The organism is Pseudomonas baetica, from assembly GCF_051216495.1.
Taxonomy (GTDB): Bacteria; Pseudomonadota; Gammaproteobacteria; order Pseudomonadales; family Pseudomonadaceae; genus Aquipseudomonas; species Aquipseudomonas baetica_B.
Window position 1 is genome coordinate 63,160 of the sequence record NZ_JBPKAM010000009.1, and the last position, 16,150, is coordinate 79,309.

Below are 16,150 nucleotides of genomic sequence, written 5' to 3' on the forward strand. Positions count from 1 at the left end.
ATCAGTTCTCCAGAACGTCGAGCAGGCCCAGAGGCAGTGGCACGTCCATGACTTTGTCGAACAGCAGGTACAGGCCGACGCTCATCAGGCTGATGATCACCGCGCCCGGCAACCAGCGTCCGCCGTACAGGCGCGCCATCGGAATGCCAACCAACATGCTGCTGAGGATGAAGCCCAGCGGTTCGAACAGCCCGGCGAAAACCAGCAGCAACAGCACGCAAACCCCGATCTTGGTCAGGGTCTCGCGGTCCATCGGCGGATCTTCTTCGGTGTGCTTGATCGGCGAGGGGCGATACACCATGTACACCAGCGCCAGGGCCATCAGCCCCAGCATCAGCAAGGGAAAGGCGCGCGGGCCGATTGGTTCGTAGGAAAAAGGTGCCTGGTAGGGCCAGGCCATCAGCACCAGGCCGAGACAGGCCAGCAACAGCACCGAAGCAAAAAGGCGTTGTAAGAGCATGAGGAACTCCTGTGCCACGGCCCCGCAAAACGGGACCGTGGCCGCTAGACAGGGACGATCACTGAATCAGGCCGAACTCTTTGGCCAGCACCTTGTAGTCCGCGACTTGCTTCTTCACGTAGGTGTCCAGTTCCTGGCCGGTCATGGCGAACGGGAACAGTTCACGCTGGTCGCGCAATTTGGCGAACTCTTCGGATGCCAGCAGTTTGTCGAAGGAGTCTTTCCACCAGGCGTAGTCTTCGTCACTGACTTTCGGCCCGAGGTAGAAGCCGCGCACCACTGGCCAGACAATGTCGTAGCCCTGCTCGCGGGCGGTTGGAATGTCTTTCATTTCCGGCTCGTCCAGGCGCTTGTCGGAGAACACCGCCAGCAAACGCATGTCGCCGCTCTGGATGTGTGGCATGGAGTCGGAGATGTCGGTGCTGCCGACCTGGATATGGCCGCCCAGCAGTGCAGTGGCGATTTCACCGCCACCTTCGAGGGCCACGTAACGCAGGTCGCGCGGGTTGATCCCGGCGGCCTTGGCGATCAGGGCAGTCTGCATCCAGTCCTGGCTGCCGACGGTGCCGCCGGAACCGATCACCACTTTGCTCGGATCTTTCTTCAGCGCCTGCACCAGATCGTCCAGGGTCTTGTAGGGCGAATCGCTTTTCACTGCGATGGCGCCGTAGCTGGTGCCGACGGCGGCGAGCCAGCGCACGTTGGTTTCATCGAAACGACCGAACTTGCCTTGCGCCAGGTTCAACAGCGAGCCGCTGGACCAGGCGACCAGGGTGCCGGCATCCGCCGGGCGCTGGGCAACTACCGCGTTGTAGGCCACCGCGCCGACGCCACCGGGCATGTAGGTCACACGCATCGGTTTGGTCAGCAGTTTTTCATTGACCAGCGCGCTCTGCGCCAGTTTGCAGGTCAGGTCGAAGCCGCCGCCGGGTGAGGCTGGGGCAATGCATTCCGGGCGTTTTGGCTCGGCCATCAATTGGCCGGCAAACAGCACGCAGCTGGCGGCGAGGGCGAAACGGCGCAGTGATCGATTCATTTTTTTGTCTCCTTCGGAGTTATTGTTTTTCGGGATGATTCAGATGCGACGATTTCGCGCGGCGCCGTCGTGTTTCAGTCTGCCGGGGCAGAACGACGGGCAGCCGGCTTCGGCGCTGACAAGCGTAGACATCGGACGTTGCGGGGGAGGGCAAGCCTGGAGCTGTGTGGGCAGCATGGTGCAGTACCTCGGTTATTGTTCTTATTGGCGAAAACGCTTCATGGCGTTTTTCGGGCGCTACATTCACAAACAGAGAGCAAATGGCGGGAGGAGTGCTCAGGTCGAAACATTCCGTGGATCGACTCTAACCAGTGAACCTTTCGCTAACCTTTCATCGGGCTTTCAAGGTTTTTCGGGCTTCACAGCGGCGGATGCCGCTGTAAACTCCGCGCCAAAGAATGGCGTCGACCATCCCTGAATGAGGTAAAGATCCATGCGTGTTCTGCTCGTCGAAGACCATCTGCAGCTCGCTGAAAGCGTCGCCCAAGCGCTCAAGAGCACCGGTCTGACCGTGGATGTGCTGCACGATGGCGTGGCGGCCGATCTGGCGCTGGGCAGTGAGGATTACGCCATGGCGATCCTCGATGTCGGTTTGCCGCGCATGGATGGTTTTGAAGTGCTGGCGCGTCTGCGCGCACGGGGCAAGAACTTGCCGGTGCTGATGCTGACCGCCCGCAGCGACGTCAAGGATCGGGTCCATGGGCTCAACTTGGGGGCCGACGATTACCTGGCCAAACCGTTCGAACTGACCGAGCTCGAAGCCCGGGTCAAAGCCTTGCTGCGTCGTAGCGTGCTGGGCGGTGAGCGTGTGCAGCGCTGCGGCGTGCTGGCCTATGACCTCGACACTCGGCGTTTTACCCTTGGCGAAGAGTTGCTGACCCTGACCTCCCGCGAGCAGGCCGTGCTCGAGGCCCTGATCGCCCGTCCCGGTCGGGTGATGAGCAAGGAGCAGCTGGCCTCCCAGGTCTTCGGCCTCGACGAAGAGGCCAGCCCCGATGCCATCGAAATCTACGTGCACCGGCTGCGCAAGAAACTCGATGGGCAACCGGTCGCGATCGTGACCTTCCGTGGCCTCGGTTACTTGCTGGAAAGCCGCGATGCATAAGCCCAGCAGTCTGCGCTGGCGGTTGCTATGGAACCTGGCGCTGTTGCTGGTGGTGTTGATGCTGGCCAGTGGCTTGAGTGCCTACTGGAATGGTCGCGAAGCCGCCGACACGGCGTATGACCGCACCTTGCTGGCCTCGGCACGCACCATTGCCGCCGGTCTCTCCGCGCGTGACGGTAGCCTCAGTCTCGATGTGCCTTATGTGGCGCTGGACACATTTGCCTACGACAGTGCCGGGCGCATTTTTTACCTGGTCAACGACATCCACCAGAACCTGATTTCCGGTTACGAAAACCTTCCCGCTCCACCCCCGGGAACGCCGCGCACCGATGACTATCCGGCGCTGGCACGTTTCTACAACGCCACCTATCGAGGGCAGAACGTTCGGGTGGTCAGCCTGCTCAAGGCGGTCAGCGAGCCGAACATGAATGGCATGGCGGAAATACGTGTGGCAGAAACCGACGAGGCACGGGTGAGCATGGCGCGCAGCCTGGCAGCGGATACCTTGCTGCGTCTGGGCATGCTGGCGGTCGGTGCGCTGCTGCTGGTGTGGTTTGCCGTCAGTGCGGCGTTGCGTCCGTTGGAACGCTTGCGAACAGCAGTGGAAGAACGGCAATCCGACGATCTTCGTCCGTTGCCATTGGTGGAAGTACAGCGTGAGTTGTGGCCATTGGTGCGCGCGCTCAATCACTTTACCGAGCGTCTACGTGGACAGTTCGAACGCCAGGCACAATTCATCGCCGATGCCGCCCATGAATTGCGTACACCGCTGGCCGCCCTTAAGGCGCGGCTTGAGCTTGGCCTGCGGGCGAACGAACCCGAAACCTGGCGCAATACTCTGGAGACCGCTGCCCAGAGCACTGATCGCTTGACCCATCTGGCCAATCAATTGCTTTCGCTGGCACGGGTCGAAAATGGCGCCCGGGCGATTGCCGAAGGTGGCGCGCAGTTGCTCGATCTGAGCCAGTTGGCACGTGAACTGGGGATGGCCATGGCGCCGCTGGCCCACAAACGTGGTGTGGCGTTGGCACTGGAAGCGGACGAGCCGGTCTGGCTGCGGGGTGAGCCGACCTTGCTGAATGAGTTGTTGAGCAATCTGGTCGATAACGCTTTGGCCCACACGCCACCGGGCGGCAACGTCATCCTGCGGGTCTCGTCGCCGGCCGTGCTGGAGGTCGAGGATGACGGGCCGGGCATTCCCCTTGAAGAGCGTGATCGGGTGTTTGAGCGTTTCTACCGACGTAACCAGCAAGTGGCCGGATCAGGTCTGGGATTGGCGATTGTCGGCGAGATCTGCCGCGCGCACCTGGCGCAAATCAGCCTGCACGATGGCGAGCAGGCGGGGTTGAAAGTACGAGTGAGCTTTATTGCCGGGGAGTGAGCAACGCTTTTGTGGAGAGGGAGCTTGCTCCCTCGCCACAGTAATTGCTGATCAGTAAAACATCGACCGCGTTTCTTCCAGGTCCGCGCACATTGCCTGGTTGTCGGGATCGATTCCGAGCTTGATGAAGGCGGGCACGCTGAAAGGGTCGATGCGTGAGAATGGGTGGTCAGTGTCCCTGTGGCAATACAGGCTGGCCACCTGCACCAGGTCGACGTAATCGAGCTGTTCGGACTGTCGCTTGAAGTTCTGGTACAGCAGCGGCACTTGCACCAGCATGTCCGGAAACTCCCAGACCCTGAGCAATTTGTCGCCAAGCAATGGGTGAATGTGCTCGATCACATGGTTCAGGCTGACCGGGTCGGACAGCAACTCATAGTGATCTTCAGCATAGGTCAGGATTGGCAGCACTCCGATCTGATGCACCAACCCGCCAAGGGCGGCCTGATCTGGCTTGAGCTGGGTGTAACTGCGGCACAAGGCATAGCTGACACCGGCGATTTCCAGGCTTTTTCGCCAGACATCGCGCATCTTCTGTTCAACCACCTCGGAACGGGCGTGGAAAATCTGCTCCATGACCAGGCCGATGGCGAGATTGCTGCTGTAGTTGATGCCCAGGCGCGTAATCGCCGTGTGCAGGTCGGTGACTTCCTGAGTGGCGCGCAGCAAGGGGCTGTTGACCACTTTGATCAGGCGCGCCGACAGCGCGGCATCGCGGCCGATCACTTTGCTCAAGGTGCTGATGCTGATTTCCGGGTCTTCAGCGGCCTTGCGGATCTGCAAGGCCACTTCCGGTAATGTCGGCAGAACCAGGTCATCGTTATCGATGGCCTCAACCAAATCCTGTTGGACCTTTTCCGCCAGCTCACTCATTTCGTTTCTCTAGGTGTCGCAAAAAAGTACGGCGGTTATCGCTGGATTTCGCGGTCGCGGTCCAATGAGTAGGGCAGGTCGAGCAAACGCAGGGCAGGGCCGTCGAGTGAGCCGACATGGATATCGCCAGCCTCGGCCGCTTCGGCTTGCAGCACCGCCAGCAGTTCAATGTTCTGCTCGGCATGGGCGGCCAGCACCACTTCACCGATCGAACTGCCGTGGCTTGGAGAAAACAGCTGGGTGCCGGGCTCGGGCAGTTCACTGGCATCCAGTTGCACGCGGTACAGACGACGCTTGAGTTTGCCCAGGTACTGCATCCGCGCGACGATTTCCTGGCCGGTGTAGCAGCCTTTTTTGAAGCTCACACCACCAACAGCTTGCAGATTGAGCATTTGTGGAATGAACAATTCGCGGGTACTCGGCATCACCTGGCCGATCCCTGCACGGACCTGGCCCAGCAGCCATTGATTCAGGTCGCCTTCGGTCAACAGGGCGGACAACTTGCCCTTGAGGGTGTCGGCTTGATCGGCGGCGACCCAGAGTTCGGCGCGATCGGGTGAAACGCGAACGGCGATCAGGCCGTCATGACGCACGACACTGTCAGTGTCTGCCGGCAGCTCAAGCCCGAGGCTTCTGAGCGCTGTATCGCCCTGTTCGATGCCAAAGCGGACCCAGGCGGCACTTTCATCGGTCAATTTGGACTTGGAGAACACCGCGTACTTTTTCAGGTCCGCTAATTGTGGTTCCAGCAATTCGCTGGCCATGGCCAGGAGCACACCGTCACCTTCGAGCAGGATGCGGAAGCTCGATTGCATCCGGCCTTTCTGCGTGCAGCGCGCGCCAAGACTGGCCTGGGAATCGCTCAGGTAATTGAGATTGCAGGTCAATTGTCCTTGCAGGAACTTGCCGGCGTCCGCGCCGCGGACCGCCAGAACACCTTCATGAGACAGCGTGCAGAAAAAAGCAGAATCGGCCATGGGTCATCGCAGGGTAAAGAGTCTGGCGGACATGATAAGGGGGCGCCCATGAAATGGGTAGTTCACAAAGGATCCTCGGTGACCGACCAAAGCCGACTGTTCGATATGGCGCGGGGCTGTATACTTGCGGCCTATTTGAGGAGCGCTCCATGGTCGAAGATGTTGAACTGAATCGCCTCTACTGGCACAGCCGCCGCGGCATGCTTGAGCTTGACGTGTTGCTGGTGCCGTTTGTGAAAGAGGTCTATCCGCACCTCAACGACGTTGATCGCGCTTGCTACGTCAGGCTGCTCGAATGCGAGGATCAGGACATGTTCGGCTGGTTCATGGAGCGTTCCGAATCGGAAGATCCGGAGCTTCAGCGCATGGTTCGCATGATCCTGGATCGTGTCCAGCCCAAGTAGTTCGTTTGAATGCCGCTGGCATGCCTCTGGGCAGTTGCTGGCGGTGTATTCTCTCGCCCAGTTGTTCGCGCTGGGTTCGCTGTTTCTTCTCGACATCCCGTTCTGGGCGAGGTTGCTCGGTGCCTTGTGCTGTCTGCTGCATGCCGTTTGGGCGCTACCGCGTCAGATACTGTTGACGCATCCACAGGCGTTCCGCGGCTTGCGGCGTGACGCCGAGGGTTGGCAGCTATGGAGTGAATTGGCGGGATGGCAATCGGTGCAGTTGCGACCAGACAGCCTGGCGCTGCCATTGGTGGTGGTGCTGCGCTTTCGATTGCGCGGTGAGCGGCGAGTCAGAGCGATATGTGTGCCCCGGGATTCGCAGGCGGCGGATCTGCACCGACGCCTGCGAGTCCGGCTCAAGTTCAGTCGGCGTAGGTGGGCGGCACCAGAATAGTGTCCAGGGCGACCGGCAGCATGTTCGGGTAGTCGAGGGTGTAATGCAGGCCACGACTCTCCTTGCGCTCCATGGCTGACAGAATCATCAGTTCGGCCACCTGCGCCAGGTTGCGCAATTCGATCAAGTCCCGACTGACTTTGTAATTGCTGTAGAACTCGTCGATTTCATCGAGCAACAAGCGAACCCGGTGCTGGGCCCGCTGAAGTCGCTTGTTGGTGCGGACGATGCCAACGTAGTCCCACATGAAACGCCGCAGTTCATCCCAGTTGTGCGCAATGATTACGTCTTCATCGGAGTCGGTCACCTGGCTCGCATCCCAGGCGGGAAGGGCGACGGGTGCCGCAACCAGGGACAACTGCTCCATGATGTCCGCTGCCGCAGAGCGCGCGTAAACAAAACATTCCAGCAGTGAATTGCTGGCCATGCGATTGGCGCCATGCAGGCCGGTGAAGCTGGTTTCGCCAATCGCATAGAGCCCCGGCACGTCGGTGCGACCTTGTTGGTCGACCATTACGCCACCACAGGTGTAGTGCGCCGCCGGAACCACCGGAATCGGTTGCTTGGTGATGTCGATAGAGAACTCGAGGCAGCGTTCGTATACGGTCGGGAAGTGCGTCTTGATGAAGTCTTCGGATTTGTGGCTGATGTCCAGATAGACGCAGTCAACGCCCAGGCGCTTCATCTCATGGTCGATGGCGCGGGCGACGATATCCCGCGGTGCCAGTTCGGCCCGTGGGTCAAAGCGCGGCATGAAACGTTCGCCGTTAGGCAGCTTAAGGTGCGCACCCTCGCCGCGCAGGGCTTCGGTGATCAGGAAGCTCTTGGCTTGCGGGTGATACAGGCAGGTGGGGTGGAACTGGTTGAATTCCAAATTTGCCACCCGGCAGCCGGAGCGCCAGGCCATGGCGATGCCGTCACCGCAGGCGCCATCGGGGTTGCTGGTGTAGAGATAGACCTTGGCCGCGCCGCCGGAGGCGAGGATCACGAAACGGGCGCCATAGGTGTCGACTTCACCGGTGCCGCGGTTGAGCACGTAGGCGCCGAGGCAGCGATCGCCCTCAAGGCCCAGGCGTTTTGTTGTGATCAGGTCGATAGCCACCCGCTGTTCCAGCAGCTCGATGTTCGGTCGTTGCTTGGCCTGGGTGAGCAAGGTTCTGAAAATGGCCGCACCGGTGGCATCGGCGGCATGGATGATGCGTCGATGACTATGACCGCCTTCCCGGGTCAGGTGAAATTCGAATCCGCCATCTTCGTTGCTGGAGTGCTCATCGCGGGTAAAAGGAACGCCCTGATCGATCAGCCATTGAATCGCTTCTTTGCTGTGCTCGACGGTAAAGCGCACGGCGTCTTCATGGCACAGGCCGCCGCCGGCATTGAGGGTGTCATCGACGTGGGACTCTACGGTGTCGGTATCGTCCAGGACGGCAGCAACACCGCCCTGGGCCCAGAACGTCGAGCCGTTGGCGAGGTCGCCTTTGCTCAGTACGGCGATGCGCAAATGATCGGGCAAGGTCAGCGCAAGGCTCAAGCCGGCAGCACCGCTGCCAATTACCAGAACATCGTGTTGAAACTGTTGGCTCATTTCAGGATTCCGCTCAAAGCGACCCGGGTCGGGGTAGGCGCTGGACATCTGGAAGGCAAGGTCAGGCAACCGCACAGCCCACTAGTATATAGAGGGGGGGAGCGGCACAATAGCCGAGCCCATATGGCATTGTGAAACTACCGTGACGGAAAAGACCTGACGCTTCGTCGGATGTTTTTTTGATCGATTGGGTGACAACAGCACTGTATCGCAGATTTAACAGTCATTTTCCCTTCACGGTTGCACAATCTCGGTTTGGCGCAGCTATAAATATTTGGAACTTTTGCCAAAGGCCCAAGATCAATAGACGGTTGCCTGATAAAAGGGACAGTGTCGGCTTCAGAGCGGGATCTGCGATTGGATCCTTGCCGGCGAGTCGATGACAAGATTATTCGCGCAGCCGGGGAATCTCGCGCTGCGCTTTTCGTGCGTGACGAATCAGAGCCCGCAGGAAACTTGCCTGGAGGGGGAGAACTTTTGCGAAAAGCCCGAGTCTATGATTGCAAGCCCGGTCGTTTAGTTATGCAAGCCTCCTCCGAGCTTATCGAGGAGTGTTCATGCTAACCCAGGAAGAGGATCAGCAGCTGGTCGAACGCGTTCAGCGCGGCGACAAGCGTGCTTTCGATCTGCTAGTGCTGAAATACCAGCACAAAATTCTCGGGTTGATCGTGCGTTTCGTGCACGACACCCATGAAGCCCAGGATGTGGCGCAGGAAGCCTTTATCAAGGCGTACCGCGCGCTTGGAAATTTTCGCGGAGACAGCGCGTTTTACACGTGGCTTTACCGCATCGCCATCAACACGGCGAAAAACTATCTGGTTTCACGCGGCCGTCGGCCGCCGGATAGCGATGTCAGTTCCGAGGATGCAGAGTTCTACGACGGCGATCATGGCCTCAAGGATCTCGAGTCGCCAGAACGAGCTTTGCTGCGGGATGAGATCGAAGGCACCGTCCATCGAACCATTCAGCAACTACCGGAAGATTTGCGTACGGCGTTAACTTTACGTGAATTCGATGGTCTGAGTTACGAGGACATTGCGAGCGTCATGCAATGTCCGGTGGGCACCGTGCGCTCCCGGATCTTCCGCGCCCGGGAGGCCATCGATAAAGCCCTGCAGCCGTTGTTGCAGGAAAACTAAAGACAGCGGCGACAGCCAAGAGAGGAACGCCATGAGTCGTGAAGCCCTGCAGGAATCGCTGTCCGCAGTGATGGATAACGAAGCGGACGAATTGGAATTGCGTCGGGTGCTCAGTGCCTGCGACGATGTTGAAACCCGTGAAACCTGGGCTCGTTATCAGATCGCTCGGGCAGCGATGCACAAGGATCTGCTGCTTCCACGTCTGGATATCGCGGCAGCCGTCTCTGCAGCCCTGGCTGACGAAGCCGTGCCGGCAAAAGCCACCCGTGGTCCATGGCGTAGCTTGGGTCGCTTGGCTGTCGCTGCTTCGGTTACCGTTGCTGTGCTGGCGGGTGTTCGTCTGTACAACCAGGACGAAATCGCCGGTGTCGAATTGGCGCAGCAAACCAGCCAGCAGAATCTGGCCGCTCCTCAAATCAAGGGTCCGGCTGTTTTGGCAGGCTACAATGAGAGTTCGGAAGCCACCGGTCCCATGGCCAGCGGCGTACTGCAAGGTCAGCCAGGCTGGCAGGATCAGCGTCTGCCAGGCTACTTGCGCCAACATGCTCAACAGGCTGCACTGAAAGGTTCTGAGAGCGCTCTGCCTTACGCTCGTGCAGCAAGCCTGGAAAACCGTTAAGGAGGACCATGCGCGCCATCCCTCTACTTACGCTTCTGCTTGGTGGCTGGATTGTTGTTCCAGCCCACGCCGATGAAGCTCAGGACTGGTTGACCCGTCTTGGTCAGGCCGAGCAGCAGCAAAGCTTTCGCGGTACTTTTGTCTACGAGCGTAACGGTAGTTTTTCTACCCACAACATCTGGCACCGCGTCCAGGATGGCAAGGTCCGCGAGCGTCTGCTCCAGCTCGATGGTTCGGCACAGGAAGTCGTGCGCATTGATGGGCATACTCAATGCGTCAGCGGCACTCTGATCGCAGGTCTGGGAGACTCTCCAAGCTCTGCAGCTCGCACATTCGATCCCCAAAAACTGAAGAATTGGTACGACCTTGCCGTCATTGGCAAGTCGCGTGTGGCCGGTCGTTCAGCTGTAATTGTATCGCTGACGCCTCGCGATCAGCACCGCTACGGGTTTGAACTGCACCTGGACAAAGAAACCGGCCTGCCGCTCAAATCATTGCTGCTCGATGACAAGGGGCGATTGCTGGAGAGGTTCCAGTTCACGCAGCTCAATACCGCGGATATACCTTCCGACAGTGAATTGCAGCCTGGCGCTGATTGCAAAGCAGTCAACCAGGAAAGTGACAAAGCCTCGGCTGTCAAAACGGCACAAGGCTGGCATTCGGACTGGCTACCACCCGGTTTTGAACTCACCAGCAGTACCGCTCGCAAGGATCCTGAGACAAAAACCCAGGTCAGCAGCTTGTTGTATGACGACGGCCTGGCGCGTTTTTCGGTGTTCCTGGAGCAGTTGAATGGTGCGACATTCACCGACACCCGCACTCAGCTGGGGCCGACCGTTGCTGTTTCCCGACGCCTGACGACACCACAAGGCGAGATGATGGTGACCGTGGTCGGCGAAATTCCGGCAGGCACCGCTGAACGGATTGCGTTATCCATGCGAACTGATGCCGCTGCCGCTGCCAAGCAGTGAGCTGAGATCGAAATGTTTCGTGAGCATTTCAATTTGCAAATACCCCCGGAATTTTTTATAGGTCAGAGCCCCTCGGCTCTGGCCTTGTTTTTTGTTCCCGGAACAAAAATACCGGCGTATCTTTCCCGGTGTTCCTTGATCCATATCGCTTAACCATGCTCGTCGTAACGGGAGCCGTATGTCGATACCACGTTTAAAGTCCTATCTCTCCATTATTGCCACTGTGCTGGTGCTCGGGCAGGCGGTCTCCGCACAAGCCGCCGAGTTGCCTGACTTCACGCAACTGGTCGAGCAGGCTTCGCCCGCGGTGGTGAATATCAGTACCACACAGAAACTGCCAGATCGCAAAGTGAACCAGCAGATGCCTGATCTAGAAGGCTTGCCGCCGATGCTGCGCGAGTTTTTCGAGCGCGGGATGCCGCCACAACCGCGCACGCCTCGCGGTGATCGTCAGCGTGAAGCTCAATCCCTGGGGTCGGGTTTCATCATCTCGTCTGACGGCTACATCTTGACCAATAACCACGTGATCGCCGATGCGGACGAAATTCTCGTGCGTCTCGCCGACCGTAGCGAAATGAAGGCCAAGCTGGTCGGTACCGATCCACGTTCTGACGTGGCGTTGCTGAAAATCGAAGGCAAGGATCTGCCGGTCCTGAAGCTCGGCAAATCCCAGGACCTCAAGGCTGGCCAATGGGTCGTGGCAATTGGTTCGCCATTCGGCTTTGACCATACGGTGACCCAAGGCATCGTCAGCGCTGTCGGTCGCAGCCTGCCGAACGAAAACTATGTACCGTTCATCCAGACCGACGTGCCGATCAACCCGGGTAACTCCGGTGGCCCGCTGTTCAATCTGAACGGCGAGGTGGTCGGGATCAACTCGCAGATTTACACCCGCTCCGGCGGCTTCATGGGCGTGTCGTTCGCGATTCCTATCGACGTGGCCATGGATGTTTCCAATCAGCTGAAAAGCGGTGGCAAAGTCAGCCGCGGTTGGCTGGGTGTGGTCATCCAGGAAGTGAACAAGGATCTCGCGGAGTCGTTCGGCCTGGATAAACCGGCCGGTGCGCTGGTTGCCCAGATCCAGGATGACGGTCCGGCAGCCAAGGGTGGTCTGCAAGTTGGCGACGTGATCCTGAGCATGAATGGTCAAGCGATTGTGATGTCCGCTGATCTACCACACCTGGTCGGCAAACTGAAGGCTGGCTCCAAGGCGAATCTTGAAGTGATTCGTGAAGGTAAACGCAAAAACGTCGAGTTGACGGTTGGTGCCATTCCCGACGAAGACGAAGAGCTGGATGCGCTGCCGAAATCAAGCATCGAGAGCAGCAGCAATCGTCTCGGCGTTTCGGTCGTTGAGTTGACCGCCGAGCAGAAAAAAACCTACGACCTCAAAGGTGGGGTGGTGATCAAGGAGGTTCAGGACGGGCCTGCGGCGATGATCGGCTTGCAACCGGGTGACATCATTACTCACCTGAACAATCAAGCCATTGAGTCCACCAAGCAATTCACTGATATTGCCAAGGCGCTGCCGAAGAACCGTTCGGTGTCGATGCGGGTTCTGCGCCAGGGCCGTGCCAGCTTCATCACGTTCAAACTGGCTGAGTAACCAGGTTATTCGTTGAATGAAAAACCGCCTCACAAGAGGCGGTTTTTTTGTGCCTGAAATCTGAAGCCGTCAGCCCATCATGTCCTTGATCATGCGTTCCTGCTCCATCAGTTCTCGCTGGCGGGCATCGATTCGCGACGACAGCGGGAAGTTGCTGCCAGCCTTTCGCTTGGCGAAATCCAGTTGTTGGATGGCCTGGCGATAGTCGCCGACCAAGGCGAAGTACTCTGCGCGCGCCTGATGCAAGCCAATAATGTTGCCCGACAGACCACGCGTCTCGGCCACCTGGTACCACACATCCGGATCATCCGGGCGCGATTTGAGCAGGCCTTCGAGCGCTTTTTCGGCATCGGCGGCACGGTTCTGTTTCAGCAGCAGGTCGACGCGCACCTGGTTAAGCGGATAGTTGCCGGGGTACTGAGTCAGCATCCGGTCTACCCGGGACTGCGCATCTGCCAGGCGATTGTTGGTGATGTCCAGATCGATTTGCGCAAGGTTGTAAATAATCTCGTTTGGCGATTTGGCCAGTAGCAGCTTGAGGTTTTCCCGTGCTTCGTTCAGTTGGCCACCCTTGATCTGGGCGATCGCCAGGCCATAGCGAGCGACATCGCTCTTCGGGTTTTCATCCAGTTGTGCCCGGAAGCGCTTGGCGCCCAGTCCAGGGGTTTCCTCATAGATCAGTTGCACCCGTGCGCGAATCAATTGATAACGCAGCGAGTCCTCAATGCCACCCTGTGGAGCCTGTTCGGCGCGGTTGCGGGTGTCGGCAATCCGTGATTCGGTCACCGGGTGAGTCAGCAGGAATTCCGGTGGCTTGGCGTCGAAGCGGTATTGGCGCCCCAGGCGTTCGAACATGGTGGGCATGGAGCGCGGGTCGTAACCGGCCTTTTCCAGGTTGAGGATGCCGATACGGTCGGCTTCCTGTTCGTTCTGGCGCGAGAACCGTCGCTGTTCCTGAATCGCCGCCGCCTGCGTACCCGCAATGGCAGCGATCCCGGCATCGCCGGCACCCGCCGCGGCAATCACGATCCCGGCCAGCAATGCAGCCATCATCGGTACTTGCATGCGCTGCTGGGCTTCGACGCCGCGGGCGAAGTGGCGTTGCGACAAGTGAGCCAATTCGTGAGCCAGTACCGAGGCATACTCTCCTTCGGTCTGGGCGTTGAGGAACAAGCCGCCGTTGACCCCGACAATTCCACCAGGCGCTGCAAAGGCGTTGAGTTGCGGGCTGTTGATCAGGATGAACTCCAGGCGCCGGTCATTGACCTGGCTGGTCTCCACCAGTCGGTAAACGCTGGATTCGACATAGTCCTTGAGCTGCGGATCGTTGAGTTGCGACACCTGGCTGCGCAACAGTGCCAGCCATGCACGGCCCAACTGGTATTCCTGCTGCGGTGAGACAATGGCAGAACTGGCGTCGCCGAGTGACGGCAAGTCGTCAGCGAAGCCCGGTGAGGCGAGCAAGCAAGCGAGCGTCAGCAGGGTAGGGCGCAAAAAAGTCATGCACAGAGCCTTAGTCGACAAAGACCTTACTGTAGCCGGACACCAGCCTTGCGACCAGATATTCTAGGCAACTCAACCACCTGAACCGGAGTGATGCAATGACCGACGCTGTAGCCCATGACGTTGAACTGGACGCCAGTGGCTTGAATTGTCCATTGCCGTTACTCAAGGCCAAGATGGAGCTCAACCGGATGGCCAGTGGCGCGATACTCAAAGTGGTCGCCACTGACGCGGGTTCGCAGCGCGACTTTCGCACCTTTGCCCGATTGGCCGGTCATACGCTGCTTCGTGAAGAAGATGAAGCGGGTGTTTACCGCTATTGGTTGAAAAAAGCCTGAAACCTGCGGCGTTTGTTCTTAAGGATTATTGATGTTCAAAGTGTTACGCGACTGGATTCAGCGCTACTTCTCCGATGAAGAAGCCGTGGTTCTGGCTGTTTTGCTGTTCCTGGCGTTCACCGCTGTGCTGACGCTGGGTGGCATGCTGGCGCCAGTGCTGGCCGGGATGGTGTTGGCGTACCTGATGCAGGGGCTGGTGCTCACCCTCGAGCGACTGCGGGTGCCTGGCGGGGCTGCGGTGGGATTGGTTTTTGCGCTGTTCATGGGCGTGTTGTTGGTGTTCATCGTGGTCGTGGTGCCGTTGCTCTGGCATCAGCTCATCACGTTGTTCAACGAATTGCCTGGCATGCTCGCCAAGTGGCAATCGCTGCTATTACTCCTGCCTGAACGTTATCCACATCTGGTGTCCGACGAGCAGGTGCTGCAGGCCATTGAGGTGGCGCGGGGCGAGATCGGCAAGTTCGGGCAATGGGCGCTGACGTTCTCGCTGTCGAGCCTGCCGCTGTTGGTCAACATCATGATCTATCTGGTGTTGGTACCGATTCTGGTGTTCTTCTTCTTGAAGGATCGGGCGATGATCGGCCAGTGGGTGCGTGGGTACCTGCCTCGCGAGCGAGCGCTGATCACTCGTGTGGCCCATGAAATGAACCGGCAGATCGCCAATTACATTCGTGGCAAGGTCATCGAGATTTTCATTTGCGGTGGGGTGACCTACATCGCTTTCGTCGTCCTGGAACTCAACTACGCGGCGCTGTTGGCGTTGCTGGTCGGTGTGTCGGTAGTGGTGCCATATGTCGGCGCCGTGGTGGTGACCGTGCCGGTCCTGCTGATCGCGCTGTTCCAGTGGGGCTGGAGTGATCAGTTCATCTACCTGATGGCGGTTTACGGAATCATCCAGACCCTGGACGGCAACGTGCTGGTGCCGTTGCTGTTCTCGGAAGCGGTCAATTTGCACCCCGTGGCGATTATCTGTGCAGTACTGTTGTTCGGCGGCTTGTGGGGTTTTTGGGGGGTGTTCTTTGCGATTCCCCTGGCAACCCTGTTCAAAGCCGTGCTGGACGCGTGGCCGCGCAAGGAGCCGGTGGTGGCGCCGTTGCTGTAATTCTTGGTCTGGATTTGGTGTGTGAGGCTGATAGCCTCTTCGCGAGCGGGCTCGCTCCCACAGGGGATTTGTAATGAATATAAAACCAATGTGGGACCGAGCCTGCTCGGGGAAGCGCCAGAGCAGGTGTCGATAAAATCAGGCTTTGTTCAGCGCTTGAGCAGCCGACAGAACCGCATCAACATGCCCCGGCACTTTCACGCCACGCCATTCCTGACGTAGCACACCGTTCTTGTCGATCAGGAATGTGCTGCGATCCACGCCCATGTATTCCTTGCCGTAAAGCTTCTTCAGCTTGATCACGTCGAACAGCTGGCAAAGTGCTTCTTCCTTGTCGCTGATCAGCTCGAAAGTGAAGGCTTGCTTGGCTTTGAAGTTTTCGTGGGACTTCAGGCTGTCCCGTGATACGCCGAACACTTCGGTATTGGCCGCTTTAAAGGCTTCAAGCTGGTCGCGAAAGCCCTGGCCCTGAGTCGTGCAGCCCGGCGTGCTGTCCTTCGGATAGAAGTAAATCACTACCTGTTTGCCCTTGAGTGCCGCCAGGTTGACGGTTTGCCCGCTGGTGGCGGGGGCTTCGAAGTCGGCAACCGGTTGGTCGATGGCAACGGCCATGAA

17 protein-coding genes are annotated in these 16,150 nt (G+C 58.8%); 10 read left to right on the forward strand and 7 right to left on the reverse strand.

What is annotated here, in order from left to right:
• Position 1: 1 nt before the first annotated feature.
• A complete protein-coding gene (locus ACSFE6_RS05935; RefSeq protein WP_435426729.1) occupies positions 2 to 460 on the reverse strand; it encodes a tripartite tricarboxylate transporter TctB family protein in 459 nt (152 codons plus the stop codon).
• A 58-nt stretch (positions 461 to 518) separates the two neighbouring features.
• Complete coding sequence (locus ACSFE6_RS05940; protein WP_435426730.1) at positions 519 to 1,496, reverse strand: Bug family tripartite tricarboxylate transporter substrate binding protein; 978 nt, start codon at positions 1,494 to 1,496, stop codon at positions 519 to 521.
• Positions 1,497 to 1,929: 433 nt separating this feature from the next.
• Here ACSFE6_RS05940 and ACSFE6_RS05945 point away from each other — a divergent pair, with 433 nt between their 5' ends.
• Positions 1,930 to 2,601, forward strand: coding sequence for a response regulator (locus ACSFE6_RS05945; RefSeq protein ID WP_007930220.1), 672 nt, complete (start codon positions 1,930 to 1,932; stop codon positions 2,599 to 2,601).
• Positions 2,594 to 3,982, forward strand: a complete 1,389-nt coding sequence (locus ACSFE6_RS05950; RefSeq protein ID WP_435426731.1) for a sensor histidine kinase — start codon at positions 2,594 to 2,596, stop codon at positions 3,980 to 3,982. The genes ACSFE6_RS05945 and ACSFE6_RS05950 overlap by 8 nt, the downstream gene beginning before the upstream one ends.
• 51 nt (positions 3,983 to 4,033) lie before the next feature.
• On the opposite strand, the gene ACSFE6_RS05955 is transcribed toward ACSFE6_RS05950, so the two are convergent.
• Positions 4,034 to 4,855 (reverse strand): HDOD domain-containing protein, encoded by an 822-nt coding sequence (locus tag ACSFE6_RS05955; protein ID WP_435426732.1) that lies wholly within the window; start codon positions 4,853 to 4,855, stop codon positions 4,034 to 4,036.
• Positions 4,856 to 4,890: 35 nt separating this feature from the next.
• Positions 4,891 to 5,832 carry a CAF17-like 4Fe-4S cluster assembly/insertion protein YgfZ gene (gene ygfZ, locus ACSFE6_RS05960; protein WP_435426733.1) on the reverse strand — a complete coding sequence of 314 codons (942 nt, stop codon included), beginning with the start codon at positions 5,830 to 5,832 and terminating at the stop codon, positions 4,891 to 4,893.
• Between the two features lie 149 nt (positions 5,833 to 5,981).
• On the opposite strand from ygfZ, the gene ACSFE6_RS05965 reads away from it, so the two are divergent.
• Together ACSFE6_RS05965 and ACSFE6_RS05970 are read left to right on the forward strand one after the other, a co-directional pair.
• Positions 5,982 to 6,236, forward strand: coding sequence for a succinate dehydrogenase assembly factor 2 (locus ACSFE6_RS05965; RefSeq protein ID WP_007930227.1), 255 nt, complete (start codon positions 5,982 to 5,984; stop codon positions 6,234 to 6,236).
• Positions 6,220 to 6,672 carry a protein YgfX gene (locus ACSFE6_RS05970; protein ID WP_435426734.1) on the forward strand — a complete coding sequence of 151 codons (453 nt, stop codon included), beginning with the start codon at positions 6,220 to 6,222 and terminating at the stop codon, positions 6,670 to 6,672. The genes ACSFE6_RS05965 and ACSFE6_RS05970 overlap by 17 nt, the downstream gene beginning before the upstream one ends.
• Here the strand turns inward: ACSFE6_RS05970 and nadB are convergent.
• On the reverse strand, positions 6,641 to 8,257 hold the full coding sequence (nadB, locus tag ACSFE6_RS05975; protein ID WP_435426735.1) for an L-aspartate oxidase: 1,617 nt from the start codon (positions 8,255 to 8,257) through the stop codon (positions 6,641 to 6,643). The genes ACSFE6_RS05970 and nadB overlap by 32 nt on opposite strands.
• Before the next feature lie 557 nt (positions 8,258 to 8,814).
• Here nadB and rpoE point away from each other — a divergent pair.
• The 4 genes from rpoE to ACSFE6_RS05995 all read left to right on the forward strand — a co-directional run bounded on the left by rpoE (position 8,815) and on the right by ACSFE6_RS05995 (position 12,592).
• Positions 8,815 to 9,396 (forward strand): RNA polymerase sigma factor RpoE, encoded by a 582-nt coding sequence (gene rpoE / locus ACSFE6_RS05980; RefSeq protein ID WP_003172477.1) that lies wholly within the window; start codon positions 8,815 to 8,817, stop codon positions 9,394 to 9,396.
• Between the two features lie 31 nt (positions 9,397 to 9,427).
• Positions 9,428 to 10,015, forward strand: a complete 588-nt coding sequence (locus ACSFE6_RS05985; protein ID WP_435426736.1) for a sigma-E factor negative regulatory protein — start codon at positions 9,428 to 9,430, stop codon at positions 10,013 to 10,015.
• An 8-nt stretch (positions 10,016 to 10,023) separates the two neighbouring features.
• Complete coding sequence (locus tag ACSFE6_RS05990; protein WP_435426737.1) at positions 10,024 to 10,986, forward strand: MucB/RseB C-terminal domain-containing protein; 963 nt, start codon at positions 10,024 to 10,026, stop codon at positions 10,984 to 10,986.
• 178 nt (positions 10,987 to 11,164) lie between these two features.
• On the forward strand, positions 11,165 to 12,592 hold the full coding sequence (locus tag ACSFE6_RS05995; RefSeq protein WP_435426738.1) for a DegQ family serine endoprotease: 1,428 nt from the start codon (positions 11,165 to 11,167) through the stop codon (positions 12,590 to 12,592).
• 69 nt (positions 12,593 to 12,661) lie between these two features.
• Here the strand turns inward: ACSFE6_RS05995 and ACSFE6_RS06000 are convergent, their stop codons facing one another.
• On the reverse strand, positions 12,662 to 14,095 hold the full coding sequence (locus ACSFE6_RS06000) for a M48 family metalloprotease (protein WP_435426739.1): 1,434 nt from the start codon (positions 14,093 to 14,095) through the stop codon (positions 12,662 to 12,664).
• A 98-nt stretch (positions 14,096 to 14,193) separates the two neighbouring features.
• On the opposite strand from ACSFE6_RS06000, the gene ACSFE6_RS06005 reads away from it, so the two are divergent.
• The gene (locus ACSFE6_RS06005; RefSeq protein ID WP_433739182.1) at positions 14,194 to 14,433 is read left to right on the forward strand and encodes a sulfurtransferase TusA family protein; all 240 of its coding nucleotides are present in this window, start codon (positions 14,194 to 14,196) and stop codon (positions 14,431 to 14,433) included.
• 31 nt (positions 14,434 to 14,464) lie between these two features.
• Positions 14,465 to 15,535 (forward strand): AI-2E family transporter, encoded by a 1,071-nt coding sequence (locus ACSFE6_RS06010; RefSeq protein ID WP_435426740.1) that lies wholly within the window; start codon positions 14,465 to 14,467, stop codon positions 15,533 to 15,535.
• 138 nt (positions 15,536 to 15,673) lie between these two features.
• Here ACSFE6_RS06010 and ACSFE6_RS06015 read toward each other — a convergent pair whose 3' ends face one another.
• Entirely contained in the window at positions 15,674 to 16,147 is a 474-nt protein-coding gene (locus tag ACSFE6_RS06015) for a peroxiredoxin (protein WP_435426741.1), read from the reverse strand.
• Between the last annotated feature and the right edge of the window lie 3 nt (positions 16,148 to 16,150).

Coding starts and splice junctions, on each gene's coding strand:
- ACSFE6_RS05935 (WP_435426729.1), bottom strand. CDS start 460: ATGCTCTTACAACGCCTTTTTGCTTCGGTGCTGTTGCTGGCCTGTCTC.
- ACSFE6_RS05940 (WP_435426730.1), bottom strand. CDS start 1,496: ATGAATCGATCACTGCGCCGTTTCGCCCTCGCCGCCAGCTGCGTGCTG.
- ACSFE6_RS05945 (WP_007930220.1), top strand. CDS start 1,930: ATGCGTGTTCTGCTCGTCGAAGACCATCTGCAGCTCGCTGAAAGCGTC.
- ACSFE6_RS05950 (WP_435426731.1), top strand. CDS start 2,594: ATGCATAAGCCCAGCAGTCTGCGCTGGCGGTTGCTATGGAACCTGGCG.
- ACSFE6_RS05955 (WP_435426732.1), bottom strand. CDS start 4,855: ATGAGTGAGCTGGCGGAAAAGGTCCAACAGGATTTGGTTGAGGCCATC.
- ygfZ (WP_435426733.1), bottom strand. CDS start 5,832: ATGGCCGATTCTGCTTTTTTCTGCACGCTGTCTCATGAAGGTGTTCTG.
- ACSFE6_RS05965 (WP_007930227.1), top strand. CDS start 5,982: ATGGTCGAAGATGTTGAACTGAATCGCCTCTACTGGCACAGCCGCCGC.
- nadB (WP_435426735.1), bottom strand. CDS start 8,257: ATGAGCCAACAGTTTCAACACGATGTTCTGGTAATTGGCAGCGGTGCT.
- rpoE (WP_003172477.1), top strand. CDS start 8,815: ATGCTAACCCAGGAAGAGGATCAGCAGCTGGTCGAACGCGTTCAGCGC.
- ACSFE6_RS05985 (WP_435426736.1), top strand. CDS start 9,428: ATGAGTCGTGAAGCCCTGCAGGAATCGCTGTCCGCAGTGATGGATAAC.
- ACSFE6_RS05990 (WP_435426737.1), top strand. CDS start 10,024: ATGCGCGCCATCCCTCTACTTACGCTTCTGCTTGGTGGCTGGATTGTT.
- ACSFE6_RS05995 (WP_435426738.1), top strand. CDS start 11,165: ATGTCGATACCACGTTTAAAGTCCTATCTCTCCATTATTGCCACTGTG.
- ACSFE6_RS06000 (WP_435426739.1), bottom strand. CDS start 14,095: ATGACTTTTTTGCGCCCTACCCTGCTGACGCTCGCTTGCTTGCTCGCC.
- ACSFE6_RS06005 (WP_433739182.1), top strand. CDS start 14,194: ATGACCGACGCTGTAGCCCATGACGTTGAACTGGACGCCAGTGGCTTG.
- ACSFE6_RS06010 (WP_435426740.1), top strand. CDS start 14,465: ATGTTCAAAGTGTTACGCGACTGGATTCAGCGCTACTTCTCCGATGAA.
- ACSFE6_RS06015 (WP_435426741.1), bottom strand. CDS start 16,147: ATGGCCGTTGCCATCGACCAACCGGTTGCCGACTTCGAAGCCCCCGCC.